We start from the raw sequence: 10,339 nt of genomic DNA on the forward strand, positions 1-10,339 counted from the left end.
ATATTATTCTTTGCCTGATTCAAAAAATTGAGCAGGAAAGTGATTCGATTAAACAGGATGTATATTTAGAAGCACTTGAGTATGTGGTATACCGTACCCCTGATGATGACACACTATAAAATATCGTCTGTATGGCAATAAATTTTTCAAATCAGCCGGGAAAATACACGATACCTCACCGGCTGATGAGTTTACTTTTCTGAGAATCTTTTAACAGACCCGGCATAATTAAAGATTTTGATTCATTAATGTATATTCCTGCTTAATCTCCGGCCACGTAACAACCGGCGCCCCATTTAGCCTGGGCGAAGCAAACAGCGGTCCCTGAAAATTACAGACCCCTGCCGCATCAAGCCACATCCATTCTTCTGGTTTTTCAATACCCGCCGCGATGACCGATATTTCCAAAGAAGAACACAATCTGATAATGGCCTGAATGATGGCTTGTTTGGGTCCGCTGGTATGGATGTCACAAATCATATTGCGGTCAATCATAATCTTATCAGGCTGGCATCGGGTCAACAGCAATAATTCGGCAGATCCGGCGCCAAAATCATCAACGGCCAGGCGCATCCCTGAGGCTTTAAGCTGTTGTAACGCTGTCGCGAAATTATCTTCGCGCGTCGCGACACCGTTTTCTGTGATTGCCACAATAATCTGCTCCGGTACCAGATCATGAGCAACAATCTCACGAAGCAAAAATCCAATCGCGTCGGGTACCCTGACGAGCGTCATAGGCAACAATTTGATTGACAGCATTTTGTCGCCAATCCCCATCTTTCGGGCAAGCGCAAAAGCCAGCTTCTTGGATCGTAAATCGGCTTCATAAATGTTTGGGCCGCTAAGTGCAGAGAAATATTCCATCGGAGAACCGCCACCGGGACCGCACAGACGCGCTTCGTAAGAAATAATCTCTCGACTGAGGGGATCAACAATCGGCTGAAACGTAAAATTGTAATCCTTCATCTCGGGAAAGATAAATCCTGCTTCAGGTTTCAGTGGCTCATCTGCGATAAAGGACCAGGCATCCGCTGGCAAAATTTCGAGATAATTTTCCTTTTCGCGAGCCTGTACAAAAGTGCATAAAAATTGAAGCGCGCGGTCTTCGTAGGTAAGCCGATATTTAGACGTTCCCTTATCCAGGACTGCCTGAAGAACAACATCCTCATGATGATGCCTGAGGTCAAACAGCTCCATCCCTACATTGCCGAAGCGCCGCGACGGTGCGTAATCACGCATGAGAACAACGACATTGTTGTGGCGTTGATCGCTGCAAATCTTGCTATAAATGGCATCGACGGCTTCTTCCGGCCCTTCCAGCAACTGGAAAAAGTGCATTCCGTCAAAAAGCAGAATACCGGTAATGCTACGGCGTTCGTTCTCGATGTTGGCTCGCGACACCATCTCTGCCAGAGAAGCAGGCCGGACAGAGTCGCTGATGTGACTGCGATAGACGAGGGTTAAAAGCATTCAGATATTCCAGGGCAGGCTCCAGTTAAGAACGCCACAATAACAGAAATTTTATTTACGGAAAATTCTCAATTGATTATCTTTCCTTACATATTGTGGCAAGGAATGCCTTGTTGCGCAGGTCCCTGACCATTAAGGATAATGGCGCGGTTGTCGTTTTAGAGGATAATCGCTGATATTCGATTCACTTTCAGGAAGCCAGGGCATGACTCATCAACCCGCACCAGAAGATTTTTACACCGAAAAATACGGTCTGACCCGTACCCACTCAGAAATCATCAACGCAACACATTATGTACAGTCAGGTAAAGCACTGGATTTAGGCTGTGGCAGCGGGCGTAACTCCCTGTATCTTAACCTTAAAGGCTTTGATGTGACGGGTTGGGATAACAACGCCATAAGCGTCGCAAAAGTGAATAATATTATTGCGGCGGAATCCCTGACCAACATCACTATCAGCGAAGCGGATCTGAACACCCACCGTTTCAGCGGTGAATATAATTTTATCTTTTCGACCGTAGTAATGATGTTTCTGCAACGCGACAGCATCCCACACATCATTGAAGATATGCATGCAGCCACCGTAACGGGCGGCTATAACCTGATCGTTGCCGCCATGGACAGCCCGGATTATCCGTGCCCGCTGCCTTTCCCGTTCACGTTTAAGCCGGCAGAGTTGCGTGATTATTATCGCGACTGGGAGATAGTGAAATACAACGAGGATGTCGGAGAACTGCATAAACGTGACGAAAACGGACACCGTTATTCGCTGCGTTTTGCGACACTGCTGGCAAGAAAAGTCTGATATCTATGACTCCTTCGCAGGCAAACCCTGCATGTCCTGACTTTTCGACTAGACTTAAAATCCACCCAAAAAGGAGCACGATATGTCATCACAAGACTTTGATAAAGATCCTAACCGTGTGGAAGATAAAGTAGAAAACACGGTCAATGAGTTTGCCGGTGAAGCACAAAAGCAATTTGGAGATTTTGTTGATTCTCCTAAACACCAGCTGAAAGGTGCTGCACGCAAATACTCCGCACAGGCAAGTGAAGCTGTCTCTGACGTGGCGGATAAGATCAAAGAAAATCCGCTGTCGGGATTGATTGCTGCCGGCGCGATTGGCGTGGTGCTGGGGTTGCTTTTAGGCCGCAAATAACCGTTCAGGAGAAAACAGATTTCTCCTAAATAAATGATTCGCATAAAGGAGATAGCATAGTGTTTTCTGTAGCTATCTACAGATACTAAGATACTCCCCTTGTAACGAATCCAATACCCGTCTCCCCTGGCGGGTATTTTTTTGCGCCCGTTTACTCAATCACTGCCCTTTACCGACCAGCTGAGCGGCTTTGACAAAGATCTCATCTTCCAGGCCATCCCCTTTTTTACGTCCGAGCCGTCGTAATTCTTCAATGATGCTTTCCCGGTTAATGACGGTTCCACTGGAAATTAACCCCATAACAGCCGCGCCGATTGCCAGCCCGATCAGACCTGTTTTTTCGCTTTTATCCTTCATTATAACCCCGGTAAATTATTCGAATTTTTAAGGTAACGCTCAGTATCTATAGCTGATGTAATGCCATTTGTCAGAGTTCGCAGATTGCGCAACTTGGCCGGGATCGCATTTTTCTATTAGGGTTAATAGGTATACCTCATCCAACCCATCCAGGAGGAAACGATGACACTCCCCCCTTCACACCTCTCTACTACAGAAGAACTGAGACTCATTGACCGCTACTGGCGGGCCGCCAATTACCTGTCTGTCGGGCAAATTTATCTGATGGATAACCCGTTGCTGCGCGAACCCCTCAAACCTGAGCACATCAAGCCTCGTCTGCTGGGGCACTGGGGCACTACGCCAGGTCTGAATTTTATTTATGCGCACCTCAACCGGGCGATATGCCAGCGTGATCTTGATATTATTTATATCTGCGGTCCGGGTCACGGCGGCCCCGGCATGGTGGCAAATACCTGGCTTGAAGGCAGCTACAGCGAGATTTATCCGCAGATCAGCGAGGATGCCAGCGGAATGCAAAAACTGTTCAGGCAGTTCTCATTCCCCGGTGGCATTCCCAGCCATGCGGCGCCGGAAACACCGGGGTCGATTAACGAGGGCGGCGAACTCGGCTATTCTCTGTCTCATGCGTTCGGCGCAGTATTTGATAATCCTGATCTCATTGCCGCCTGCGTCATTGGCGATGGTGAAGCCGAAACCGGTCCGCTGGCCTCGAGCTGGCACGGCATTAAATTCCTCAATGCCGTGCGGGACGGCGCAGTACTGCCGATACTGCATCTTAATGGTTATAAAATTGCTAACCCGACCCTCCTGGGGCGAATGAGCGACGACGATCTACGTCAGTTATTTTCCGGTTATGGTTACGAGCCATTATTTGTCAGCGGACACGAGCCGGAACAGATGCATATTCAGATGGCCCGCGCACTGAACATTTCACTGGATATGATCAAAGATCTCCAGCAACGCGCCCGCGCCGGTACGTCCAACGACGGTGTTCCCGCGTGGCCGATGATCATCCTGCGCAGTCCGAAAGGTTGGACCGGCCCGAAGACCGTTGACGGTAAAAAAGTCGAAGGTTTCTGGCGCGCACATCAGGTGCCGGTATCTTCCTGCCGTGACAACGACGAGCATCGCCAGATCCTTGAAGACTGGATGCGCAGCTACCAGCCTGACGATCTGTTCGATGAACAGGGACGCCTGAAGCCGGAATTACGGGCGCTGGCACCACAGGGGGATAAACGTATGGGTGCCTCGTCCTTCGCCAATGGCGGCAGACTGCGGCGGAAACTGGTGCCGGCAGAACTGGCCAAATTCGCCGTTAAGCTGACCTCACGCGGCGAACCGCAGGTGCAATCAACAGAAATGCTCGGCCGCTATCTGGCCGATATCTTTACCCTCAATCCTGATAACTTCCGTCTGTTCGGCCCGGATGAAACTGCGTCTAACCGGCTCAGCGATGTGTTTAATGTCACCAACCGCACCTGGCTGGAAGACATTGAACCTTACGATGAGCAACTGGCTGCCGATGGCCGGGTGATGGAAATTCTCAGTGAGCATCAGTGTCAGGGCTGGCTGGAAGGTTATTTACTCACCGGACGGCATGGGCTGTTCAACTGCTATGAAGCCTTTATTCATATCGTCGGCTCCATGTTTAATCAGCATGCTAAATGGCTGAAGGTGACCCGTAAATTGCCGTGGCGTCAGCCGATCTCTTCTCTCAACTACCTGCTTTCCTCCCATGTCTGGCGTCAGGATCACAACGGCTACAGCCATCAGGATCCGGGTTTTATGGATCATGTCGCGAACAAGAAAGCCGATATCGTGCGTATTTATCTGCCGCCGGATGCCAATACGTTGTTGTGGGTCGCAGATCACTGTCTGCAAACCTGGGACCGCATCAATGTGATTGTGGCTGGTAAACAACCTGCCCCGCAATGGCTGTCTGCCGACGAAGCCGCAGAACATTGCGCCGCAGGGATGGGCATCTGGCCGTGGGCGGGCCATGAGCCGGACGGAACGGAACCTGATGTAGTGATGGCTTGTGCGGGCGATGTGCCAACCATGGAAACCCTGGCGGCGGTCGATTTATTGCGGGAATATCTGCCGGATCTCAGCGTCCGTGTGGTGAACGTGGTGGATATTATGGCTTTACAGACCCAGGAACAACATCCTCACGGACTGAGCGAAGCTGCTTTTGACCACATTTTCACCCAAAGCAAACCGGTAATTTTCGCCTTCCACGGCTATCCAAGCCTGATTCACCGCTTAACCTACCAGCGCAACAACCACCGCAATTTCCACGTCAGCGGTTTTATGGAAGAAGGCACCACCACCACGCCGTTTGACATGACCGTGCTCAATAAGCTGGATCGCTTTCACCTGGCGCAGGCAGCCATTCTGCATACGGAAAAATTGCAAGGCCAGGCGGATGATGTTCTGGATACGTTGCAAGAGAAAATTGCCGCGCATCATCGCTATGTGCGTGAGTATGGTGAGGATTTGCCTGAAGTTCGTGACTGGAAATGGCCCTCACAACAGGGAAGTGGCGGCGCGCCGGAATAACCTGAGGCGGTGAAACTCTGCCTTGTGCGAAGCTTTTCTAAACAGTGCTCCCGTATCCCGGGATAAGAAGGCAAATAGGATTGCTGTCTCTGGGTTGCTTTCGCCGCGGCAAAACTTTCAGTAACGTCTGTTTAAAAATGGGCATGATTCACCACACAAAAGCCACGCAAACATCGCGTGGCTTTTTTCAGAAAATCCTGATCTGTTAAATCATCAGTTTTCCAACTGGTACGTCAGCGTGATCTCAGCGTTCAGTACCTGAGAAACCGGACAGCCTGCTTTGGCTTTTTTGATGATTTCATCAAATTTATCTTTGTCGATGCCTGGCAGTTTCACTTTACTGTCGAGTGCGATTTTGGTGATCGCAAAACCGCCATCCACTTTATCGAGTGAAACATCAGCAACAGTATCGATGCTTTCCGGCGTGTGCCCGGCTTCACCCAGCATCAGCGAGAGCGCCATGGAGAAGCAGGCTGAGTGCGCCGCACCAATCAGTTCTTCCGGATTGGTGCCTGGCTTGCCTTCAAAACGGGTATTAAATCCATATGGCTGTTCCTTCAGGGCACCACTTTCAGAAGAGATATAGCCTTTACCGTGTTTAATGTCACCTTCCCAGTGTGCCTGTCCTTTCTTATGTATGGTCATCTTTTCCTCCGGTTTGTATTACATTAACTTTAAGTATAGCTTCTGATGAGTGATCCGCGAGGATGACCGGACTGTACGGTCTGCGGACACCTTTTCCATGAATCACAACAACATAGATAACCGGGGAATAAAGCATGTTTAAACCGCAAGATCTCGTTCAGTCCAAAACCGGCGGCCCGAAAATGATTGTCCGGCGCGTTGAGGGCGACACGCTGTGGTGCTCGCGGACAGATGACTTTTCTGCCACAGAAATTTCAGTAAAAGCCGATACCGTCGATTTGTATCATGAAGACGGCGATTTTGGCGTGTGCTGATCACCACATCGATTGACCATTGAGGCCGCCGCGGTGGCCTTTTTATTTCCCATGCATTGCCTCCGCTCCCTTAATGAATTAATATTCGGTATATAAGCATAACTATTCATTAAAGGCGGTAGTAAATGGACGTCGTTATCCCGGTAGAAAAACAGTTTCAGGCTTATAACAGTCACGATCTCGATACCTTCGTTTCCTGCTACAGCGACGATTTCATCGCATATCGTATGCCAAACATGTCGCCTTCCTTACAGGGCAAAGAAGCACTCAGAACTTTTTACAAACACCACCGGTTTAACAACGCGGCGTTACGTGCTGAGTTGATTTCGCGAACAGTACTGGGCAATAACGTTTTTGATCATGAAATGATTTACGGGATTTATGACACCCCGGTTAACAGCATTGCCGTATTTGAAGTGGAGAAGGGACTGATTAAAACGGCGTGGTTCTATTTTGAATAGATATTCATTTTAGCCTGTGCATTAAAATAAAAAATCCTGAGATTGTTAAATCCCAGGATTCAATGATTCTGCTTCCTGCCTGCTTTACCAGCCTTTTACCGCATCTCCGTGATAGATAGCGTCAGCCGCTTTTACTGTGGCATCCGTCTGATAAGACTCAACCAGCTCCTTCACTGCCTGACTGTCTTTGTTATCTTCCCGTGCCACGATAATATTTACATAAGGTGAATCTTTATCTTCGACAAACAGGCCATTTTTGCCCGGCGTCAGCCCGACCTGTCCTGAATAAGTGGTGTTGATGATTGCCAGTTCAATTTTGTCGTCATCAATGGCGCGCGTCAGCTGCGGTGCTTCGATTTCAACAATTTTGAGATGCCTGGGATTCTCAATGATATCCAGAGACGTTGGCAGCAAACCCACGCCCTCTTTCAGTTTGATCAAACCCTCTTTTTGCAGCAGTAGCAGCGAACGCCCCAGGTTAGTCGGGTCATTAGGTACCGCCACCTGCGCGTTATCACTGAGCTGATCGATGGATTTTATCTTGCGGGAATAGCCTGCAATGGGATAAACAAAGGTTTTCCCCACTTCCACCAGCTTGTAGCCGCGCTCTTTGATCTGCTTATCCAGATAAGGACGGTGCTGAAATGAGTTCACATCGATGTCACCGCTGCTCAGCGCTGAGTTTGGCAACACGAAATCGTTGAAGGTCACGACTTCCACATCAAGGTTGTATTTATCTTTGGCGGTTTTTTTGATGGTTTCCCACATCTGCTGATCAATACCCGCACTGATACCCACTTTAATGTGATTTTCCTGCGATTTTTGGTCACAAGCACTCAGCACCAGTGCACCTGCCAGAGACAACGCCAGAACCGAAAATTTTAGTGTTATGCGCATAAAGGTTTTTACTCTTTCCGTGAATAATTAAAATGTTGAAATAACATCGCTGAAGGCCACAGTGTTTCAAAGCAGGTCGTAATGGGCAAATACGAAAAAGAAATAACCAGATACGGGACTGTTATGGGAACGGACAGAAAACAAGCAACTATTGAGTTTCATCTGCCTTACAACGCAAAAAACCCGCTCTGCGCGGGTTTTGTCGAAGGAGATACTCTTATGTGGAAAGATTTCCTGATAGTAAACCGATTATTCGCCCGCAGCCTGTAATACCGCAGGCTGAGGGCGGGACAGAAAGATGGTGATGCCTGCCAGCAGTGTCAGCACACCGCCGAGCAGAAAGGCACTGCTGACGCCCGCGTGGTCAGCGAGGATACCACCAGACAATGCACCCAGCGCAAGCGATGTCTGGAAGACACACACCAGCAACGCCGAACCGGTTTCAAACAACGCAGGTGACGCCTGATAGGTCCAGATATTCAGACACACTGGCAGGGCCCCAAAGGCTAATCCCCAGAGAATTACCAGTACACAGGCCAGCGCCAGCGGCACCGGAAACAGCGACAATACCAGCACCGAGACGCTGAGCAGCAGCATGTTGAGCATAAATGCCTTCTTCACACCGAACTCACGGACAGTGATTTCACTGGTCAGTGTGCCTAACAACCCCGCCACACCATAGCCCATCAGTAACAAAGAAATATTGCCGGCAGAAAGATGCAGGTTAAACCGCAGCCATGGCTCGAGGTAGGTATAGGCCGCGAAATGACCGCCCGCCATAAATACCCCGATGATCAGCGCATAGCGGATCCCCGCAACTTTCGTGACGCCAAGCATCGCACGCAGGCCGATAGATTGCTGGGCGGGCAGCGAAGGCAGCGCCACCCATTGCAACACAAAAAATGCCAGCGCCAGTACGGCATTGAGCGTAAACGCCATCCGCCAGCCGAACAGATCGCCGATAAAAGCGCCCGCCGGTACACCTGCGACCGTGCCGACCGCCACGCCAGCGGTGATCAGCGAAATGGCCCGTGCACCCTGCTCTTCTGACACCAGCCGTCGTCCGGAGGGAATGGCAAACGACCAAAATCCCCCCACGCCGATACCCAGAATAATACGTCCGATCAGCAGAATATTGAACGACTGCGCCAGTACGGCGATACCGTTGGCCACGATCACCGTTGCGCTGAGCAACAACAGTAAGGTGCGGCGATCCATTTTTCGGGCAAACAACATAATCAGCGGCGCAGAAATTGCAGCCACTAAACCGGGCAACATCACCGCCAGACCCGCATGCCCTTCGGTAATGCCCAGAGACTGGGCGATCGGCGAAAGTAAACCGATCGGCAAAAATTCAGTATTAACCAGCGCGAAGGTGCCGCAGGCCAGTGAGAAAACCGCCAGCCAGCGGCGGAACGCAGAAGTTTCTGGCCGGGTGTCCAGCGATGAGCACTCAGTCATTTTATTATCCTTAGCAGGGTGAACTATTTCATGTCTGTATAATCTGGCTAATAAACGTGATCACTATCACAGGGTCAAGGCATTTTCATAATGAGTGTTAGGGTATTTCTTATCCGCCTGCCGGATAAGCCAGTCTCCGCCTGCCATGCCGGCTGCAGAGGTACGCGGAGGTTCAACTGAAAAAGGCACATACAGATAACGCGGACAGGAAATCTCTCCACATATAAGTATGTTGTAACTAATGTGCAAAAACAGTGAAATTAACCGCCGGATACGGCGGTCAAAAAATGATGGAAGACAACACGGGAGTACCGGGGTTAATGCGACACTGATTTTGAATAAAGCTGGATGATCATAATACCGAGGGCGATGCAGCCCATGCCAATCAGCGCAGGCGTATCAAGCCGTTGTTTGTAGATGAAAAATGACATTGTCGACACAAGGAAAATCCCCATTCCTGCCCAGATAGCATAGGCGATGCCGATATTCATCACTTTAACAACCTGGGAAAGTCCGTAAAACGATATGGCATAACCTACAACCACAATGACGCTCGGAACTAACCGGGTAAATCCATTGGATGCCTTCATCATCGTGGTAGCCAGCGTTTCAGCGCAGATAGAAACAGCAAGGATCAGATATATTTTGAACATAACACCTTCTGAATATAAAATTTAAAAAAATAATACCATACCCCGCCCCCCGGTATTTAACGCAATTAACCTCCTCTTCTGACCAAAATGATTGAAAACGACGGGGACGCAGACATTCAGTGATTTCCTATTTTTACAACGGGTGCAATTTCAAGCAAATCTTTTCTGTCATGCTGGATAAGATGTGGGTTCGAAGTTTTTAAGGTGGCGAAACCAATGTCTATTTCATTGACGACGAGAGAATTTATACTTTCATCTTTAGAGAAAGTGGGTGTTGACAATAGGAAGCTGGCAGCAATCGCAGAGGGCGCTGAAATCTACGGACCTGAAGGCTTACTTGACTCAATACATTTAGTGGG

General features: G+C 49.3%; 12 protein-coding genes. 6 read left to right on the plus strand and 6 right to left on the minus strand.

What is annotated here, in order from left to right; genetic code table 11:
• Nucleotides 1-14: 14 nt before the first annotated feature.
• The gene (locus J1785_RS08135; RefSeq protein WP_238483140.1) at nt 15-119 is read left to right on the plus strand and encodes a biofilm development regulator YmgB/AriR family protein; all 105 of its coding nucleotides are present in this window, start codon (nt 15-17) and stop codon (nt 117-119) included.
• Nucleotides 120-228: 109 nt separating this feature from the next.
• Here the strand turns inward: J1785_RS08135 and J1785_RS08140 are convergent, their stop codons facing one another.
• A complete protein-coding gene (locus tag J1785_RS08140; protein ID WP_217219197.1) occupies nt 229-1,470 on the minus strand; it encodes a diguanylate phosphodiesterase in 1,242 nt (413 codons plus the stop codon).
• Between the two features lie 205 nt (nt 1,471-1,675).
• On the opposite strand from J1785_RS08140, the gene tehB reads away from it, so the two are divergent.
• Both tehB and J1785_RS08150 read left to right on the plus strand, forming a co-directional pair.
• Nucleotides 1,676-2,275 carry a tellurite resistance methyltransferase TehB gene (tehB, locus tag J1785_RS08145; protein WP_129953437.1) on the plus strand — a complete coding sequence of 200 codons (600 nt, stop codon included), beginning with the start codon at nt 1,676-1,678 and terminating at the stop codon, nt 2,273-2,275.
• Nucleotides 2,276-2,357: 82 nt separating this feature from the next.
• On the plus strand, nt 2,358-2,630 hold the full coding sequence (locus tag J1785_RS08150; RefSeq protein ID WP_129953436.1) for an ElaB/YgaM/YqjD family protein: 273 nt from the start codon (nt 2,358-2,360) through the stop codon (nt 2,628-2,630).
• A gap of 159 nt (nt 2,631-2,789) precedes the next feature.
• Here the strand turns inward: J1785_RS08150 and J1785_RS08155 are convergent, their stop codons facing one another.
• Nucleotides 2,790-2,987: a hypothetical protein gene (locus tag J1785_RS08155; RefSeq protein WP_129953435.1), complete on the minus strand. Its 198-nt coding sequence runs from the start codon at nt 2,985-2,987 to the stop codon at nt 2,790-2,792.
• Between the two features lie 162 nt (nt 2,988-3,149).
• Here J1785_RS08155 and J1785_RS08160 point away from each other — a divergent pair, with 162 nt between their 5' ends.
• A complete protein-coding gene (locus J1785_RS08160) occupies nt 3,150-5,549 on the plus strand; it encodes a phosphoketolase family protein (protein ID WP_217219198.1) in 2,400 nt (799 codons plus the stop codon).
• Between the two features lie 213 nt (nt 5,550-5,762).
• Here J1785_RS08160 and J1785_RS08165 read toward each other — a convergent pair whose 3' ends face one another.
• Nucleotides 5,763-6,194, minus strand: a complete 432-nt coding sequence (locus J1785_RS08165; protein WP_129953433.1) for an OsmC family protein — start codon at nt 6,192-6,194, stop codon at nt 5,763-5,765.
• A 134-nt stretch (nt 6,195-6,328) separates the two neighbouring features.
• Between J1785_RS08165 and J1785_RS08170 the strand changes: the two genes are divergently transcribed.
• Together J1785_RS08170 and J1785_RS08175 are read left to right on the plus strand one after the other, a co-directional pair.
• Entirely contained in the window at nt 6,329-6,508 is a 180-nt protein-coding gene (locus J1785_RS08170) for a YodC family protein (RefSeq protein ID WP_129953432.1), read from the plus strand.
• A gap of 125 nt (nt 6,509-6,633) precedes the next feature.
• Nucleotides 6,634-6,969, plus strand: coding sequence for a nuclear transport factor 2 family protein (locus J1785_RS08175; RefSeq protein ID WP_129953431.1), 336 nt, complete (start codon nt 6,634-6,636; stop codon nt 6,967-6,969).
• An 84-nt stretch (nt 6,970-7,053) separates the two neighbouring features.
• On the opposite strand, the gene metQ is transcribed toward J1785_RS08175, so the two are convergent.
• The 3 genes from metQ to J1785_RS08190 all read right to left on the minus strand — a co-directional run bounded on the left by metQ (nt 7,054) and on the right by J1785_RS08190 (nt 9,980).
• Nucleotides 7,054-7,866: a methionine ABC transporter substrate-binding lipoprotein MetQ gene (metQ, locus tag J1785_RS08180; RefSeq protein WP_217138756.1), complete on the minus strand. Its 813-nt coding sequence runs from the start codon at nt 7,864-7,866 to the stop codon at nt 7,054-7,056.
• 249 nt (nt 7,867-8,115) lie between these two features.
• Nucleotides 8,116-9,327, minus strand: coding sequence for an MFS transporter (locus J1785_RS08185; protein WP_129953429.1), 1,212 nt, complete (start codon nt 9,325-9,327; stop codon nt 8,116-8,118).
• 317 nt (nt 9,328-9,644) lie between these two features.
• Nucleotides 9,645-9,980, minus strand: coding sequence for a DMT family transporter (locus tag J1785_RS08190; RefSeq protein WP_217138758.1), 336 nt, complete (start codon nt 9,978-9,980; stop codon nt 9,645-9,647).
• Nucleotides 9,981-10,339 lie beyond the last annotated feature (359 nt).

Source organism: Rahnella perminowiae (assembly GCF_019049755.1).
In the GTDB taxonomy this organism is placed as follows: Bacteria; Pseudomonadota; Gammaproteobacteria; order Enterobacterales; family Enterobacteriaceae; genus Rahnella; species Rahnella perminowiae.

What these genes read in the sequence shown, in the direction of transcription:
- J1785_RS08140 (WP_217219197.1), bottom strand. Translation starts at nt 1,470, where the DNA reads ATGCTTTTAACCCTCGTCTATCGCAGTCACATCAGCGACTCTGTCCGG.
- tehB (WP_129953437.1), top strand. Translation starts at nt 1,676, where the DNA reads ATGACTCATCAACCCGCACCAGAAGATTTTTACACCGAAAAATACGGT.
- J1785_RS08150 (WP_129953436.1), top strand. Translation starts at nt 2,358, where the DNA reads ATGTCATCACAAGACTTTGATAAAGATCCTAACCGTGTGGAAGATAAA.
- J1785_RS08155 (WP_129953435.1), bottom strand. Translation starts at nt 2,987, where the DNA reads ATGAAGGATAAAAGCGAAAAAACAGGTCTGATCGGGCTGGCAATCGGC.
- J1785_RS08160 (WP_217219198.1), top strand. Translation starts at nt 3,150, where the DNA reads ATGACACTCCCCCCTTCACACCTCTCTACTACAGAAGAACTGAGACTC.
- J1785_RS08165 (WP_129953433.1), bottom strand. Translation starts at nt 6,194, where the DNA reads ATGACCATACATAAGAAAGGACAGGCACACTGGGAAGGTGACATTAAA.
- J1785_RS08170 (WP_129953432.1), top strand. Translation starts at nt 6,329, where the DNA reads ATGTTTAAACCGCAAGATCTCGTTCAGTCCAAAACCGGCGGCCCGAAA.
- J1785_RS08175 (WP_129953431.1), top strand. Translation starts at nt 6,634, where the DNA reads ATGGACGTCGTTATCCCGGTAGAAAAACAGTTTCAGGCTTATAACAGT.
- metQ (WP_217138756.1), bottom strand. Translation starts at nt 7,866, where the DNA reads ATGCGCATAACACTAAAATTTTCGGTTCTGGCGTTGTCTCTGGCAGGT.
- J1785_RS08185 (WP_129953429.1), bottom strand. Translation starts at nt 9,327, where the DNA reads ATGACTGAGTGCTCATCGCTGGACACCCGGCCAGAAACTTCTGCGTTC.
- J1785_RS08190 (WP_217138758.1), bottom strand. Translation starts at nt 9,980, where the DNA reads ATGTTCAAAATATATCTGATCCTTGCTGTTTCTATCTGCGCTGAAACG.